Here is a 15,299-nt window from a genome sequence, read left to right as displayed (position 1 = left end):
AACGCCTCGCCCGTCCTCCCGCCACCCGTCGGGGCAGTCACCTCGCGTTCAATCGGTTACGGTATCTGCCGGGTGATGCACCCCGTCCCGGGTCGGCACCTCTCCCAGATCGAACGGGTTGACCCCCTCCAGACAGGCGAGGTTGTAGCCATATTCCGCCGGATTGGATCGGCGCTGGTGATGGGTGTAGATGCCGCAGACGCTGCAGAAGTAGTGTTTCGCGGTGCGGGTGTTGAACTGGTAGCAGCGAAGCGCCGCCTCCCCTTGCAGGATGCGGATGCCGGACAGCGGCACCGAGGCGACGATGGCCCCACGCCGCCGACAGAAGGAGCAGTCGCAGCGGCGCGGATCCACCACGCCATCCGGCAGGGTCAGCTCCAGCACCACGGCGCCGCAGTGGCAGCTCGCCTTGTGTTTCTTCTGGATGGGGGTATTGCCGATGCGTGTGATCATGCTGCCTCCTTGCCGCAGTGTCAGGCTGCGAACCGGTTAATCGAACAGGGTATCCCCCCGCCCCTGCGACAGATGGTCATGCAGGGTGCGCAACTGGGACGCCACCACCCGGTGGCGGGAGAGTTCGGGCAAGGCGTCGATGGGGAAGTACCCCGCCCCTTTGGTTTCATCGGTGTCGGTAAGCAGAGCGCCCCCCGTCACCTCGCACAGGAAGAAGGCCTTGTGGGCGTGGGGCAACTGCGGGGGATGGGGGTGCTTTAGCTTGTCGAACAGGGCCAGCAGTTGCACCGCCCGACAGGCGAGGCCGGTCTCCTCGCTCACTTCCCGCACCACGGCCCCCGCCGGCGAATCGCCGACATCACACCAGCCACCGGGCAGAGTCCAGCAGCCGTCGCTGCGCTCCTGCACCAGCAGGACATGGCCCGCATCGTTCTGAATGAAGGCCCGCACATCGAGCTTGGGGGTGGGATAGCCGCTGTCGAGGGCAATCCAGTCGCCGATGGCGTCGGGGGCCAGCTCGCTCTGGCTGGCGATGAGCGTCACCGTGGCCGCTCGCAGCGCCTCGAAGCGGGCGATGTCGAAGGGATCGCGGGAATAGGTGAGCCCCGCCTGGGCCGTGGCCAGCACCTGTTCGAGGAAGGCGGCCAACGGCGGCTGCACGGCTAGAGCCCGAGGAAACGGACGATCTGGGCGGGGTAGCGCTCGAAGCCTGTGAAGGCGTGATCGCCGCCGCACTCCAGGGAGAGACGGGCAAAGCGGTATTCGTCCAGCGCCTTGCGATAGTCGAGCACCTCGTCCTCCTGCTGTTGCAGCACCCAGAGCCGCTCGGGAGCAGTCACCGGCACCGCCAGCGCTCTCAGCTCGTCCATGTGTCCGGGCAACAGTTCATAGCGTTCGCCACTGTAGGGGTTGGTCTGGGGGCCGAGGTAGTCGCAGAGCAGCTCGTGGGGGCGCACCGCCGGGTTGATGAGGGCGGCGCGGCAACCGTATCGCTCGCTCACTCGCGTTGCCATAAAGCCACCGAGGGAGCTGCCCACGGCGCCCAGTCGCAGGGCGCTGCCGTGGCGGGCCTTCAGGTCGGCGATGGCCTGCTCGATGGCAGCCCAGGCGGCCGCCGGGGTGTTGGGCTGGGCCGGGATCACCACCTCGATATCGGGCCTGTTCTCTGCCACCCAGGCCGCCATCTGCTGCGCCTTGGCCGAGCCGGGGGATGAATTGAAACCGTGCAGATAGAGCAGGACGGGCTTCATGGCAACGCCTCAGTAACCGGTGGCATTGGGGTCGGGCACGAACTGCCCCAGCGGCAGGCGCCACACCTGACTCGCCACCCGGCCATCCGGGTGCAGGGTGAGATAGCGCCAGCCCGGGCCGGATTCGTCCAGTGCGAAACCGTCGGAGAGCGGCTTGAACTGGATGCAGGTAGAGGGGCTGGCGATGAGCCGCACTCCGTGGTGCACCTCGTCAAACTCCTGATGGACGTGGCCGAACAGGATGGTCTTCTGCTGCGGGTGGCGGGCCAGCACGGCGAACAGGTCGTCGGCATTCTTGAGGTTGTGCTGATCCAGCCAGGCGCAGCCCACCGGCACCGCCTGATGGTGCAGGGCGATCAGGGCGTGGCGCTCGGGATGCTGGCGCAGGGCCTGATCCAGGGCCGCCAGCTGGTGATCCCCCAGCACCCCGTGGGGTTTGCCGCGCACCTGGGTGTCCAGCAGGATCACCTGCCAGTGATCCCCCACCAGTTGCTTGGCCTCGCTGATGCCGGCCGCATGGAGGTATTCGGTCATCAGGGGGCCGTCGTCGTGGTTGCCGGGCAACCAGTAGATGGGGCGAGCCAGGGGCGCCATCATGGAGGCGAAGCGCTGGTAGGACTCCGGGCTGTGATCCTGGGAGAGATCCCCGGTGGCGAGGATGAGATCGAACGGGTGCTCGTTGGCCTGCACCCGCTCCAGCACGGCGGCCAGACTCTGCGCCGTGGGCACGGCCAGCAGCCGCCCCTCGGCACTGGCGAAGAGATGGGTATCGGTAATCTGTAACAGGCGCACACTGCCGTCCGGCGCCTGAGGTAGCTCTGTTTCCAAAATCACGCTTCTTTTTTATGGGTTCGACTAGAGGATGTTAATCAGGCTGGTGCCGTGTTTGAGACAAAATCTCAACCAATCGGCCAAGAATAGATTTACCTGCTCCTTTTCATCCCTGTGATGCATTTTTTGATTGGGATAATCATAACGTGGTTGCAACATTGAAATCTGTTGCGCCGCACACACTTCCGCCATTCGCACATCATGATACAAACGAATCTCTATCCGGGCTTGCAAGTAGCTCGGCAATTCGGGGTTGTGCTGGGCCAGGATCACCTGGCTGGTGAAGCGGCTCTCCTCGGTCACCGTGAGCTGGAACTGCAGGCCGTTGCCGACCTGATAGCGGCGCTCGGCACCCACGCTGCCGCCGGGCGGCAACAGTTTCATCAGCGCCATGTAATTGACCTCGCAGGTACGCTGCAAGGACATCAAATCAGGCACATAGCGCTTCATCGGGCTCTGGACTAATGACATGTCGCGGCTCCCTCAATCAGGGTCCATGAAGGGTGGACCCACTGCACAGTGTTCCAGTCGGACACAGGGCACCTGACCCGGGTCTGAACGAGCGTCACCTCAGCGCCCCGCCAGCCAGCGTGCCCGCAGCTCGCCGTGATTCAGGGCCAGCCACTGCAGGGCGATGACGGAGGCGGCATTGTCGATGCGCCCCTCTTTGAGCCAGGCATAGGCCTGCTCGCGGCTCACCACGTGGACCCGGATGTCTTCCCCCTCTTCCGCCAGACCGTGGATCCCCTTGGCCTGACTGGAATCCACCTCGCCCACGAACACCTCGATGCGCTCGGTGCTGCCACCCGGGCTCACCAGATAGCTGATGGCGTGTTCGCAGCGTCCCACCTCGATCCCTGCCTCTTCCACCGCTTCGCGCCGCACCACTGCTTCGGCGGTCTCCCCTTCATCGATGATGCCGGCCACCAGCTCCAGCAGCCAGGGGGTGGCGCTGGTCTCCATGGCGCCGATGCGAAACTGCTCCACCAGCACGATCTCGTCCCGCACCGGATCATAAGGCAGCAGGGCGGCGGCATGGCCACGTTCGAACAGTTCCCGGACGATGGGGGCGTTCCAGCCACCGGCAAACAGCCTGTGTTGCAGGCGGTAGACATTCACCTTGAAGAAGCCATTATATCCAGCTGATTTTTCAATGATTTTCACATCATCGCTGGAGTAGTGGCAGGTTTGAGGCAAGGCTTGCTGTGACATTCGAGACTCCTGCCAGCTTGACTTGGCTTGGTTTGACCATAATATTCGGGGGCATGAATGAACATTCATTCACTCGCTCTCGCCGACGATGAGGGAAGGATTTTAGCAGCCACAGGGCATTTGGCTAGGCGCGTTGCCGAGAAAACTCGCCCCGGACCTTGACGTTTCCGCAGCTGGAAAAGAGACAGTTCGCAATGAAATCTGCTTATAGTAGAGTGGTTAAGCTGAAATCAAGCTTGGTCGGTGACAATCCCCCCTTCATCCAGCGGACAGCTTTGGGTTGATACAAAAGGTTAAAACTATCATATGAAAAGAACACTCTTGTCAGTCATGGTGATGCTGGGTGTGAGCGGCGCCGCTCATGCCGAAAACCTGCTCGATATTTACCAACAGGCCCAGATCAAGGACACCCAGCTGCTGGAATCCAAGGCCAAGCGGGACCAGGCCTTCGAGAAGATCAACGAATCCCGTGCAGCCCTGCTGCCCCAGATCAACCTGGGCGCCGGCCTGAACTACCTGCAAAACAAGAACGACACCATGACCAACACGGGCGCTACCGGCTCCGTGACCCTGGATCAATCCATCTACCGTCGCAGCAACTGGGTCAACCTGGATCTGACCGAGAAGAGCGCCACCCAGTCCGACGTGGCCTACAACCTCGAGTACCAGAACCTGATGCTGCGTACCGCCCAGGCCTACTTCGACGTGCTCAAGGCCATGGATACCCTGGAATTCGTGCGTGCCAACAAGACCGCGGTCGAGCGTCAGCTTGAACAGACCCAGCAGCGCTTCGAAGTGGGCCTGACCGCCATCACCGACGTGCACGAGGCCGAGGCCGAGCGTGATCAGGCGCTGGCGGACGAGATCAATGCCGAGAACACCCTGGACAACAGCTACGAGAGCCTGCGCGAGCTGACCGGTATCGACCACCGTCAACTGGACGTGCTCAACACCGATCGCTTCAGCCCGCAGAAGACCGCGTTCAACTCCGACAAGTGGCTGGAACTGGCCCTGGACAAGAACCTGGAGCTGCACAGCGCCCGCATCGGCAAGGACATCGCCAAGGAGCAGATCGATCTGGCCAAGACCGGTCATGAACCGACCCTGGATCTGGGCGCCGGCCTGAACGCCGGTTACAACGATTACAAGGACGAGATCCGCAACCCCGAGAGCAACAGCAATCAGGGCAACATCGGCCTGAACTTCAAGCTGCCCATCTACACCGGCGGGGCCACCACCTCCCAGGTCAAGCAGGCACAGTTCAACTACGTGGCCGCCAGCGAACAGCTCGAGCGCAGCTTCCGCTCGGTGCAGAGCACGGTCCGCTCCTCCTACAACAACGTGAACGCCAGCATCGGCTCGGTCCGCGCCTACAGCCAGTCCGTCATCTCCGCCGACAGCGCCCTGAAAGCGACCGAAGCCGGTTACGAGGTCGGTACCCGCACCATCGTCGACGTGCTGGACTCCACCCGCAAGCTGTATCAGGCCAAGCAGAAGCTCTCCGAGGCCCGCTACAACTACATCCTCAGCATCCTCTCCCTCAAGCAGGCCGCCGGCATCCTGGAGCAGAAGGATCTGGAAGAGGTGAACCAGGGTCTGATGCCCGCCGCCCAGGTCACCAAGAAGTCCTGAGTCAGGCGCACACCATGAGAAAAGGCGACCCCGGGGTCGCCTTTTTCATCTCTGTTCGCCGCTGGAAGTGCGTTGGTCGGGGCCTGCCAGGCAGCGGCCATGTCACCGACCCGGCAGCCCCATCAAAAAACCCGGCCTTGGCCCAATGCTGATCAGTTAAGGATCCATTGACCGATCCTTCTGCTGTAGGACAATCCGGAACCAATCACTGGTTCCGGATTTTTTTATGTCTATTGCAAACGATCTGAACGATGTTGTTGAGGCATCTGGCGACATGCTGGCTCGGCTGGCCATTTTTGCCGACCATATTCCCGACGAATGGATTACTGCCGCTGCCGCCTTGTCTGAAAAGGCCACTATCCGCCGACGCCGCTTACCTTCTGATATGGTCTTGTGGCTCGTCGTGGGGATGGCCTTTTTCCGCAATGAGCCCATCTCCGAGGTCGCTCGGCGCCTCAACATCTGTGCAGAAGGGTTGGCCAATGATGCCTTGCTCGCGGACAGTGCCCTGTCTCAGGCCCGTCAGCGACTCGGCAAACAGCCGCTCGAGTGGCTGTTCAAACAGTGCGCCGATGTGTGGGGGCGGGAACGTTATCCTGAAGACCATTGGCACGGTTTACAGGTCTTTGCCATCGATGGGGCCCTGTTCCGAACCCAGGATATGCCTGAACTCAGAGCACATTTCGGCTCGGGTAACACCTCAACCAACCGGCAGACACCCTACCCGATGCTGCGGTTGGTCACGCTCATGAATGTCCGCTCGCATGTCATTGCCAACGCGGCCATCAGCCCGTACCGCAAAGGGGAAATCCCCCTGGCCAGCGAGTTCATTCACTCATTGCCGGACAAGTCAGTGACCCTGCTGGATAAAGGCTTCTTCGGTGCCGACCTGTTGCTGCGTATTCAGGCCGAAGACACCGACCGTCACTGGCTCATCCCGGAACGCAAGGGGCTGGTATACACGGAACTTGAGCGCTATGGCGACGGTGACCGTCTGTTGCAAATGACGGTCTCGCCTCAGGCTCGCAAGAAAAACCCGGCGTTGCCGACACACTGGCAAGTTCGCGCAGTGACCTATGAGGTGGCAGGCAAGGAGAAAACGGTCTTTACCTCCCTGCCCGTGGCGCGATTCAGTGCAGCTCAGGTGGCGACCCTGTACCACGAGCGCTGGGAAATCGAGCTGGGATACCGGGATATCAAAAGCGCGATGCAGCACAACGCCATCACGCTGAGAAGCAAGAAAGTGGACTTGGTCTATCAGGAGCTGTGGGGATTGCTGCTTGGATACAATCTGGTCAGGCGGGAGGCCAGCCAGGCCGCCGTAGCCCATCAGCGAGCGCCCAATGAGGTGAGCTTTAAGTTTGCCTGTCAGTTCATCGCGAACCAGATGGCAGTGATGGCGGGCGCGTTATCGCCAGCCCATACGCCACGGAGGTTGGCGGAGTTGCGGGGCTGCATAGGCGTCATGTTCATAGAAAAACGCCCCAGGCCATCGAGACCCAGGGCGGTGAAGATATCAAAGACCCGTTTTCCGGTAAATCGCAATGCGGCTCCGCTTAAGTGAACAGCATTGCGGCCTTGGCCGGGTTTTACGCTTATCCGCGCTCGCGGATGGTCTTGATGATGTCGGTGGTGGAGCAGCCGTCCTCGAAGTTCAGCACCCGCACCTCGCCGCCATTGGCTGTCACCTCGGCGTAACCGGCGATCTCTTCGGGCTTGTAGTCGCCCCCCTTGACCAGGAGGTCTGGCAGGATCTCGGAGATCAGGCGCTGGGGAGTGTCTTCGCTGAAGGGGACCACCCAGTCCACGGCACCCAGGGCCGCCAGCACCGTCATACGGCGCTCGGTCGGGTTGACCGGGCGACCCGGCCCCTTGAGGCGACGCACGGACTCGTCGGTGTTCACCGCCACGATCAGGCGATCCCCCAGCTTGCCCGCATTGGCCAGATAGGAGACATGACCCGCGTGCAGAATGTCGAAGCAGCCGTTGGTCATCACCACCTTCTCGCCGCGCAGACGGGCGGCCTGGACGGCCACCTTGAGCTGGGCCTCGGACATGACGCCAAAACCGGTCTCCTGCTCGGTGTAGAGGGCGTTGGCCAGCTCCACCGGGCTCACGGTGGAGGTCCCCAGCTTGCCGACCACGATGCCGGCGGCGGTGTTGGCCAAGGCGCAGGCCTCATCCAGACTCTTGCCTGCGGCAAGGGAAGTCGCCAGGGTGGAGATGACGGTGTCACCGGCACCGGTGACGTCATAGACCTCGTGGGCCTGGGCCGGCAGGTGCAGCTCGGGCTGCCCTTCGCGGATCAGGGTCATGCCGTTCTCGGAACGGGTGACCAGCAGGGCGTCCAGCTCGAAGCGCTTGACCAGCTCCAGCCCCCTGGCGACCAGGTCTTCTTCCCCCTTCACCTTGCCCACCACGGCCTCGAACTCGGACATGTTGGGGGTCAGCAGGGTGGCACCGCGGTACTTCTCGAAATCGGTCCCCTTGGGGTCAACCAGCACGGGGATACCGGCGGCGCGGGCACGCCGGATCATGCCGGGCACATCGTTGAGGGCGCCCTTGCCGTAGTCGGAGAGGATCATCACGTCCGCCTGGGGCAGCGCCTGCTCCACCTTGCCCATCAGCAGGCTGGCATCCACGTCGTGGAAGGCCTCTTCGAAGTCGAGGCGCAGCAGTTGCTGGTTGCGGGACAGCACCCGCAGCTTGGTGATGGTCGGATAGTCGGTCAGGCGCACGAAATCACAGGCCACCTTGACCCCGGCCATCTGGCTGGCGAGGGCATCGGCGGCTTCATCCTGACCGGTCAGGCCCAGCAGCACGGCCTGGGCGCCGAGGGCGGCGGAGTTGAGCGCCACGTTGGCGGCGCCACCCGGACGCTCCTCGATGTGCTCGACCTTGACCACGGGGACCGGCGCCTCGGGGGAGATCCGGCCGGTAGGGCCATGCCAGTAGCGATCCAACATGACATCGCCAACGACCAGGATGCGGGCTTTTTCAAACTCGGGCAGGGTGATTTTCATCTGTATCGGCTCTCAAAACCTGAAAAATTCAGCGGCCGATTTTATCACACTCTTTTCCGGGGCGTGAAAAAAGCACGGCCCTGCGCCCTGATGCCCCCTCTGACCAGATGACGGCGATTCGCGCCCGCCCCCGCTTTTCGGATAGAATCCTCGACATGCGAGTGACCGCATCCGCGCCGGGCCACCCCACACAGGCCCCCCGGTTCGGTCGGACTCCCCCCTTTGCCTTTGCGAACAAGAGACTCTTCATGGCCCAAGAACACGCTCCCCGCCTCGAACCCCGTCTGTTCCATCCCCGTTACTGGGGGAGCTGGCTGGGCCTCTCCCTGCTCTGGCTGCTGGTGTTGCTGCCCTGGCGCAGCCAGATGTGGCTGGGCCGCCAGCTCGGCACCCTGGCCCGCAAACTGCTGAAATCCCGCGTCAAGATTGCCCGCCGCAACCTGGAGCTGGCGATGCCCGAGCTCAGCCGGGATGAGCGCGAAGCCCTCCTGGTGCAGAACTTCGAGAGCGTGGGTTGCGCCATCTTCGAGGTGGGCATGGCCTGGTTCTGGCCAGACTGGCGGATGCGCCGCCTGATGAAGGTGGAAGGGGAAGAGCACGTCATCAACGCCATGGAGAAGGGCCAGGGGATGCTGCTGCTCTCCTGCCACTTCCTCACCCTTGAGCTCAATGCCCGCTGCTTCGGCCTGGTGCGCCCCGGGGTCGGTGTCTATCGCCCCAACACCAATCCGGTGCTGGAGTACGCCCAGTACCACGGTCGCTGCGCCTCCAACAAATACCTGGTGGACCGGATGGACGTGAAGGGGATGATCAAGGCGCTGCGCAACGGCGACGCCCTCTGGTATGCACCGGATCACGACTACGGCAGCCATGCCAGCGTCTTCGTGCCCTACTTCGCGGTGGAGCAGGCCGCCACCATCACGGGTACCGCCACCCTGGCCCGGGTGAAGAACACCGTCACCCTGCCCTGCTACAACATCCGCACCCGGGAGGGCTACACCCTGCATATCGGGGCCCCGCTCGCGGACTACCCGAGCGGTGACGACATGGCGGATGCCAGCCGCGCCAACCGCGAAATTGAAGCCGCCGTGCGCAAGGCGCCGGAGCAGTACATGTGGCTGCACCGCCGCTTCAAGACCCGCCCCAATCCGGACGATCCCGGCTACTACTGATGCCCTCCCGCCCCGTCGACCGGGCAAGTCCAGACGACAGGGCAGGATGGCACCGCGCCCCATGAAAAAGCCCTCGCACTGCGAGGGCTTTTTTGTTGGCTGCCAGCGTCTGCCTTACTGGCGGATCAGGCGGTAGATGGCGTAGCCGGGGTGCTTGGCGTCATCCATCGGCAGGGTGGACTGGTACGACAGATCCACCCCCGCCAGGGCCTTGGCCTCGTCGGTCGGCGAGGAGTAGAGGCGCACGTCCACGTTGGCGGGCAGGGCCTTCATGTGCCAGTTGTTGTTGGCCGCCGGGCTGAAGCCAGCCGGGTTGTCCGCAGACTGGGCCTTCAGGTACTGGGCGATGATCTCCCGCGTCTCGAAGGGATCTTCATGGACGATGTTGCTGCCGTCGATGCCCGGGAAGTGGCCGCCGCCGCTGGCGCGGTAGTTGTTGGTCACCACGTAGAACTTCTGGGCCGGGTCCACGGGCTGGCCGTTGAAGGTGAGGCCGCTGATGCGCTGGCCGTCGCTCACCTTGACCCCGTCCTTGCTATAGCGGGCCGGCTGGGTGATGTCCACCTCGTAGTTGACCCCGTCAATCACATCGAAGTTGTAGGTGGGGAAGCTCTCGTTCACCAGCCACTGCACCCCGGTCTTGCCGGTGTCGATCTGGTTGAACTGGCCAGCGCTCATCTCCAGCCACTCCTTGACGGTGGCCCCGTTCACCTCGACCACCTGCAGGGTGTTCGGATAGATGTAAAGGTCGGAGACGTTGCGCAGGGAGATGTCACCCTGGGCCACGTAGGTAAAGTCGTTGATGCCGTTGCGACCGCCACGGAAGGGGGCCGCCACCGACAGGATGGGGTAGGACTCCTTGAGCAGGCCGTCTTGTTGCAACTGCTCCGCGTGGCGGCGCTGGGCATCGCTCACCAGCTGCACCGAGGGGTCGTCCTGCACCAGGGCGAAGAAGCTGTGGATGGGGGAGGTGATCTTGCCGAGCGGCTCGTCCAGCCACTGGTTGGTGGCGTCGTGATCCGCCTGCACCAGGTCCACCACCCGCTGATCCACCGCACTGCCCTCGCTGGCGTCTATCTTGCGCAGGCTGGCCTGGCTCTGCTTCACCTGCCACTTGCCGTCCACCTGTTCCAGCTTGAGGTCGATGATGCCGAGGTGGTTGCCCCAGTAACCGGGCATCACGGTGGGGATGCCGCTGAGGGTACCGGCCTGGTTGTCCACCTCCGGCAGATCCGGGAAGTCCCCGGGGAAGTTCTTGTGGGCGTGGCCCAGCATCAGGGCGTCCACCCCCTTCACCTTGGCCAGATGCCAGGCGGAGTTCTCCATCATGGCCTCGTAGCTGCTGGCATTGATGCCGGTGTGGGCCACCACCACCACGATGTCGGCGCCCTTGGCGCGCAGCTCGGGCACATAGTGATTGGCGGTCTCGACCATGTCGGCCACCACCACCTTGCCCTCCAGATGACGCTTGTCCCACTGCAGCACCTGGGGCGGGGTCAGACCCAGGATGCCCACCTTGACGCGCTGGCGCTGGCCCTTGTCATCGGTCACCTCGCGCTCCAGCAGCAGATAGGGGGTGAACTTGTTGCCGCTCCAGTCAATCTGTCCCTTGGCATCGCGCTTGAAGGCCCCCGCCTCGAACACGTTGGCGTTCACATAGGGGAAGTCGGCTCCCGCCAGTACCTTGCCAAGGTAGTCCAGGCCGTAGTTGAACTCGTGGTTGCCCAGGTTGCCCGCGTCGTAGCCCAGCTCGTTCATCGCCTTGAACACCGGGTGCGCCTGCTTCTCGAGATAGCCGGCACCGGATTGCTCGAAGATGTAGTCCGCCAGCGGCGTGCCCTGAATGAGGTCACCGTTGTCGAGCAGCAGGTTGTTGGGGTTCTCGGCGCGGGCGGCGCGGATCAGCAGGGCGGTGCGGGAGAGGCCGAACTTGCGATCCTCCTTGTTCTGGTAGTAGTCGTACCCCAGCACGTTGGAGTGGATATCAGAGGTCTGGATCAGGCGCAGGGAGACGGTCCCCGGCTGCGCCTTGCTGTCATTCTCGTTGCTGCAGGCAGACAGCAGCACGATGGCGGCAATAGCCCCCAGCTTCATGGTGTTATTCACTGTTTTTTCCCTTTTATTATGAGTAACGCTTTACCAGCGCCGGGAATTTAACAGACGAATATGTCAGCAGATGGCACCGGGACTCATTTTTATGAAGCCCGGCACAAAAATAGCCTCATGAGGCCGGTATGGCACCCAATGCCAGCTTGACCGCCAGCACCAGCATGATGAGACCTACAACAAGATCAATGGCTTGCTGCACCCGGCCCCTGGCAAGCCAGGGGGAGAGTGCCGCCGCCCCGAACGCCAGTCCGTAGAACCAGACCAGAGAAGCCAGCATGGCCCCCGCCGCGAAGGCGGGTCTGAGCTCCTCGGCAAACTGGCTGCCGAAGGAGCCAAGCAGCATCAGGGTATCCAGGTAGACGTGGGGATTGAGCAGGGTCACTCCGAGGGTCATGGCCAGCACGCTCTTCACCCCCATCAACCGGGGCGAGTCCGCCAGGGCCGCCTCCTGGCCGCGCCAGGCACTGCGCAGGGAGCGCACCCCGAACCAGCCGAGGAAGAGCACGCCGCCCCAGGTCAGCAGGGCCAGGCCGATCGGGCTGGCCGCCAGCAGGTTGGCCCCGCCGAACACCCCGATGCCGATCAGCACGAGATCGCACAGGCAGCAGAGGGTCGCCGTCAGCAGGTGGTGATTGCGGTGAATGCCCCGGCTCAGCACGAAGGCATTCTGGGCCCCGATGGGGATGATCATGGCAAGACCGAGGGTAAAGCCTTGCAGGGTGGTGGCGAACATGGGGATGCGTTCCTGTGAAAGAGAGAAACGCACTATAAGGGGGCGCGGGTAATCAGAGAAATTCATTCATTTTCTGATACATTCATAAAACTGATGAAAACCGGGCCGAAACCACACAAAGAAGGTTGTCAATTGCAGGATCTGACAATTGTGGGGTCACAGCCCCGCCCCGAGAATCGGCGGCAGGATGGGACGGCGCAGGACAGCGGTGATGGCGACAGAGGGGATGCCAGGCGACGAGCCGGTGCCGCCGGGCCTGTATTCACTGCAGCAGGGAGGGGAAGTTGGTGACCACCACCTGCTCCAGGTTCGGCAGCAGGATGCCGCTGCTCACCCCCTTGGCGATGGCCTGGTAGCGGTTCATCGACCCCGTCTTGCGGGTGACCTGATTGAGGTGGTAGTTCACGGTGCGCTCCGTGATGCCGAGGATGCAGGCGATCTCCCCCGATGTCTTCCCTTCGCTGGCCCAGAACAGGCACTCGGTCTCCCGCTCCGTCAGGGGCTCCTGGGGATCGTCCTCCCTCATGCTCTGGCGCACGATCCGGATCGCCGCCTCGAAGATGTAGTTGGACATCCAGGAGAGGATGGGCGAGGACTCCAGCATCAGATCGCTCGACGCCCGCTCCCGGGTGATGAAAGAGAGTATGCCGTTCTCCCCCGCCGCCCCGTGCAGCGGGAACGAGATGCCGTTGCGCAACCCGAATTCCGCCGCCAGCCCCATCACATCCATGCTCCCCTCTTGCAGGAAGCGCGCCTTCTCGTCCAGCCGGTTCCAGTAGATGGGCAGGGTCTGCCTGCGGGCGAGCTGGATGATGGGATCGCAGGCCAGCATGTTGTTCAGGGTGTAGGCCTGTACCCAGGAGTCGGGGCACTGGTTGAACAGCACCACCTTGGGCCTTTGCATCGACATGGGCAGGATGAGGGCGAAGCGGTAGTAGTCGTAACCCATTCCCAGGGTGAAGCGGCCGATGAGCTCGGACAACCGGTTGCCATCGGTCACCAGCGTGAAATGTTCCAGGTACTCAAGCAGTTGGTCGCGTGTCATAGGCAAGCCTCCCCTGGCCAAGGCCTTGGATTATAGCGCCTAACCATGAAATGGAGAGACATGAATGCTTGTTTTCAAAGGAAAATTGAAAGAACACCCCAGATGGGAGGTCGAAAACGAGCTCTACCGATTTCGCAACCGCGTCTTCTCCGATCGACTCGGTTGGGACGTGGAATCCCGCCGTGGCCTGGAGCGGGACAACTTCGACAAGCCCGACACCCACTGGGTGCTGATTGAAGACAAGCAGGGGCTGTGCGGCTGCATCCGCCTGCTCAGCTGCGCCCAGGATTACATGCTGCCCAGCATCTTCCCCACCGCCCTCGCTGGCGAAGCCCCGCCGCGCGGCAACGACGTGTGGGAGCTGACCCGCCTCGCCATCGACGCCGACCGGGCCCCTCGCCTGGAGAACGGCATCAGCGAACTCACCTGCGTCATCTTCCGCGAGGTGCTGGCCTTCGCCAGGGAGCAGGGGATCCGCGAGCTGGTGGCCGTGGTCAGCCTGCCGGTGGAGCGCATCTTCCGCCGCCTCGGCCTGCCCATCGAGCGCCTCGGCCATCGCCAGGCGGTGGATCTGGGGGCCGTGCGCGGGGTCGGCATCCGCTTCCACCTGGACGAGCGTTTCGACCGCGCCGTGCATCGCCCCCTGCAGGGCCATTACCGGCCGGCGGGGGATGCACTGCTCGCCGTCATCTGAGCAAAAAAAGTCCCGGGACCGGCCCGGGATTCAAGACGCTCGCTATGGTCCGTTTCCACCCCATGCAAAAACGGACCGGATGAGTATCTTATGAATCTCATACCAGGACTACTGTCACATCTCACAGGGGCGGCCCCGGGCACGGGCCCCCTCCATGGGGGCGGTCAGGTTGTCCTCTGGCGCTCCCTTGAGTAGCATTCTTGCTGAACTCCCTTTTTTCATAAGGAATGCTGATGAAGACGCTGGACTACAAGCTGCTGCTGGCCCTGGACGCGGTGATCCGGGAGCAAAACTTCGAGCGTGCCGCCCAGCGCCTGCACATCACCCAGTCCGCCATCTCCCAGCGCATCAAGCAGCTGGAGCAGCAGTTTGCGGAGCCGCTCATCATCCGCAGCCAGCCGCTGCAGGCCACGGGGCTCGGCCAGAAGCTGCTGGCCCACTATCGCCAGGTGCGCCAGCTGGAGCTGGAGCTGGCCGGCGAGCTCTCCCCCGACGAGCCCAGGGCCCCCATCCGGGTCAGCATCGCCGTCAATGCCGACAGCCTGGCCACCTGGTTCCTGCCCGCCCTTGCGCCACTGCTGGAGCAATACCCCATCGAGCTGAACCTGCTGGTGGATGACGAGAGCCGCACCCTGGACCGGGTGCGCGAGGGGCAGGCGTTCGGCGCCGTCAGCCTGCAACCCCAGCCGCTGGCGGGCTGCTGCGTCGACGAACTCGGCGAGATGCGCTATCTGCTCACCGCCAGCCCCGCCTTCGTCGCCCGCCACTTCCCGAACGGCCTCACGGCGGCGGCCCTGGCCAAGGCGCCGGCGGTGGCCTTCGATCAGCGCGACGACATGCACATCAGCTACATGGCCCGTCATTTCGCCCTCCCCCCGGTGGCTACCCCTGCCACACGGTGCGATCCTCCGAGGCCTTCGTCGCCATGGCGGAGCAGGGGCTGGCCTGCTGCCTCATCCCGGAATTGCAGATCCGCCAGCAACTGGAAGAGGGGCGCCTGCTCGATCTCAACCCGGATCACCACCTGGTCGAGCAGCTCTACTGGCACCGCTGGGTGCTGGAGCGGGGGCTGCACAAGCAGATATCCCAGCGCCTGATCCAGCAGGGGCGACGGGCACTGCAACCCCGTTGAGGGGGCCATTCAC

The 15,299-nt window shown here is 63.2% G+C and carries 14 protein-coding genes and 1 pseudogene; 5 read left to right on the top strand and 10 right to left on the bottom strand.

Annotated features, from left to right (window positions below; all coding sequences use genetic code 11):
* Window positions 1-48 precede the first annotated feature (48 nt).
* The 6 genes from C2U47_RS12805 to nudF form a co-directional block, all read right to left on the bottom strand.
* Window positions 49-453 (bottom strand): GFA family protein, encoded by a 405-nt coding sequence (locus C2U47_RS12805; RefSeq protein ID WP_043153985.1) that lies wholly within the window; start codon window positions 451-453, stop codon window positions 49-51.
* 36 nt (window positions 454-489) lie between these two features.
* A complete protein-coding gene (locus C2U47_RS12800; RefSeq protein ID WP_043153987.1) occupies window positions 490-1,113 on the bottom strand; it encodes an NUDIX hydrolase in 624 nt (207 codons plus the stop codon).
* 2 nt (window positions 1,114-1,115) lie between these two features.
* The gene (locus tag C2U47_RS12795) at window positions 1,116-1,703 is read right to left on the bottom strand and encodes a YqiA/YcfP family alpha/beta fold hydrolase (RefSeq protein ID WP_041214383.1); all 588 of its coding nucleotides are present in this window, start codon (window positions 1,701-1,703) and stop codon (window positions 1,116-1,118) included.
* A 9-nt stretch (window positions 1,704-1,712) separates the two neighbouring features.
* On the bottom strand, window positions 1,713-2,531 hold the full coding sequence (cpdA, locus tag C2U47_RS12790) for a 3',5'-cyclic-AMP phosphodiesterase (protein WP_039039757.1): 819 nt from the start codon (window positions 2,529-2,531) through the stop codon (window positions 1,713-1,715).
* Window positions 2,532-2,558: 27 nt separating this feature from the next.
* Window positions 2,559-3,005, bottom strand: coding sequence for a DUF1249 domain-containing protein (locus C2U47_RS12785; protein WP_039039758.1), 447 nt, complete (start codon window positions 3,003-3,005; stop codon window positions 2,559-2,561).
* A gap of 99 nt (window positions 3,006-3,104) precedes the next feature.
* Window positions 3,105-3,746 (bottom strand): ADP-ribose diphosphatase, encoded by a 642-nt coding sequence (gene nudF / locus C2U47_RS12780; protein WP_043153989.1) that lies wholly within the window; start codon window positions 3,744-3,746, stop codon window positions 3,105-3,107.
* 306 nt (window positions 3,747-4,052) lie between these two features.
* On the opposite strand from nudF, the gene tolC reads away from it, so the two are divergent.
* Together tolC and C2U47_RS12770 are read left to right on the top strand one after the other, a co-directional pair.
* A complete protein-coding gene (gene tolC / locus C2U47_RS12775) occupies window positions 4,053-5,378 on the top strand; it encodes an outer membrane channel protein TolC (RefSeq protein ID WP_029313618.1) in 1,326 nt (441 codons plus the stop codon).
* Between the two features lie 226 nt (window positions 5,379-5,604).
* A complete protein-coding gene (locus tag C2U47_RS12770) occupies window positions 5,605-6,942 on the top strand; it encodes an IS4-like element ISAeme15 family transposase (protein WP_041205253.1) in 1,338 nt (445 codons plus the stop codon).
* A gap of 31 nt (window positions 6,943-6,973) precedes the next feature.
* Here C2U47_RS12770 and hldE read toward each other — a convergent pair whose 3' ends face one another.
* Window positions 6,974-8,401, bottom strand: a complete 1,428-nt coding sequence (hldE, locus tag C2U47_RS12765; RefSeq protein ID WP_043153992.1) for a bifunctional D-glycero-beta-D-manno-heptose-7-phosphate kinase/D-glycero-beta-D-manno-heptose 1-phosphate adenylyltransferase HldE — start codon at window positions 8,399-8,401, stop codon at window positions 6,974-6,976.
* Between the two features lie 248 nt (window positions 8,402-8,649).
* On the opposite strand from hldE, the gene lpxL reads away from it, so the two are divergent.
* Complete coding sequence (gene lpxL / locus C2U47_RS12760) at window positions 8,650-9,573, top strand: LpxL/LpxP family Kdo(2)-lipid IV(A) lauroyl/palmitoleoyl acyltransferase (RefSeq protein WP_010672769.1); 924 nt, start codon at window positions 8,650-8,652, stop codon at window positions 9,571-9,573.
* A 114-nt stretch (window positions 9,574-9,687) separates the two neighbouring features.
* Here lpxL and C2U47_RS12755 read toward each other — a convergent pair whose 3' ends face one another.
* From C2U47_RS12755 to C2U47_RS12745, 3 genes are all read right to left on the bottom strand, one after another.
* Window positions 9,688-11,667: a bifunctional 2',3'-cyclic-nucleotide 2'-phosphodiesterase/3'-nucleotidase gene (locus C2U47_RS12755; RefSeq protein ID WP_049637232.1), complete on the bottom strand. Its 1,980-nt coding sequence runs from the start codon at window positions 11,665-11,667 to the stop codon at window positions 9,688-9,690.
* Window positions 11,668-11,794: 127 nt separating this feature from the next.
* A complete protein-coding gene (gene lysE / locus C2U47_RS12750) occupies window positions 11,795-12,415 on the bottom strand; it encodes an L-lysine exporter (RefSeq protein ID WP_049637233.1) in 621 nt (206 codons plus the stop codon).
* A 262-nt stretch (window positions 12,416-12,677) separates the two neighbouring features.
* Window positions 12,678-13,460 (bottom strand): LuxR family transcriptional regulator, encoded by a 783-nt coding sequence (locus tag C2U47_RS12745; RefSeq protein WP_010672766.1) that lies wholly within the window; start codon window positions 13,458-13,460, stop codon window positions 12,678-12,680.
* Between the two features lie 64 nt (window positions 13,461-13,524).
* Here C2U47_RS12745 and C2U47_RS12740 point away from each other — a divergent pair, with 64 nt between their 5' ends.
* Window positions 13,525-14,154: an acyl-homoserine-lactone synthase gene (locus C2U47_RS12740; protein ID WP_029313613.1), complete on the top strand. Its 630-nt coding sequence runs from the start codon at window positions 13,525-13,527 to the stop codon at window positions 14,152-14,154.
* Between the two features lie 233 nt (window positions 14,155-14,387).
* Window positions 14,388-15,286: pseudogene (locus C2U47_RS12735) on the top strand (LysR family transcriptional regulator ArgP).
* Window positions 15,287-15,299: the final 13 nt, after the last annotated feature.

Origin of the sequence: Aeromonas sp. ASNIH7 (assembly GCF_002903485.1) — a bacterium.
GTDB classification, from domain to species: domain Bacteria; phylum Pseudomonadota; class Gammaproteobacteria; order Enterobacterales; family Aeromonadaceae; genus Aeromonas; species Aeromonas caviae.
The sequence above is the reverse complement of the archived record's forward strand: the minus strand, read 5'-3'. Positions and strand labels throughout refer to the sequence as shown.

Bases quoted from the DNA above. Each gene is read 5' to 3' on its own strand.
- nudF (WP_043153989.1), bottom strand. From the start codon at position 3,746: ATGTCACAGCAAGCCTTGCCTCAAACCTGCCACTACTCCAGCGATGAT.
- tolC (WP_029313618.1), top strand. From the start codon at position 4,053: ATGAAAAGAACACTCTTGTCAGTCATGGTGATGCTGGGTGTGAGCGGC.
- hldE (WP_043153992.1), bottom strand. From the start codon at position 8,401: ATGAAAATCACCCTGCCCGAGTTTGAAAAAGCCCGCATCCTGGTCGTT.
- C2U47_RS12745 (WP_010672766.1), bottom strand. From the start codon at position 13,460: ATGACACGCGACCAACTGCTTGAGTACCTGGAACATTTCACGCTGGTG.
- C2U47_RS12740 (WP_029313613.1), top strand. From the start codon at position 13,525: ATGCTTGTTTTCAAAGGAAAATTGAAAGAACACCCCAGATGGGAGGTC.
- C2U47_RS12795 (WP_041214383.1), bottom strand. From the start codon at position 1,703: ATGAAGCCCGTCCTGCTCTATCTGCACGGTTTCAATTCATCCCCCGGC.
- lpxL (WP_010672769.1), top strand. From the start codon at position 8,650: ATGGCCCAAGAACACGCTCCCCGCCTCGAACCCCGTCTGTTCCATCCC.
- C2U47_RS12805 (WP_043153985.1), bottom strand. From the start codon at position 453: ATGATCACACGCATCGGCAATACCCCCATCCAGAAGAAACACAAGGCG.
- lysE (WP_049637233.1), bottom strand. From the start codon at position 12,415: ATGTTCGCCACCACCCTGCAAGGCTTTACCCTCGGTCTTGCCATGATC.
- C2U47_RS12755 (WP_049637232.1), bottom strand. From the start codon at position 11,667: ATGAAGCTGGGGGCTATTGCCGCCATCGTGCTGCTGTCTGCCTGCAGC.
- C2U47_RS12785 (WP_039039758.1), bottom strand. From the start codon at position 3,005: ATGTCATTAGTCCAGAGCCCGATGAAGCGCTATGTGCCTGATTTGATG.
- C2U47_RS12770 (WP_041205253.1), top strand. From the start codon at position 5,605: ATGTCTATTGCAAACGATCTGAACGATGTTGTTGAGGCATCTGGCGAC.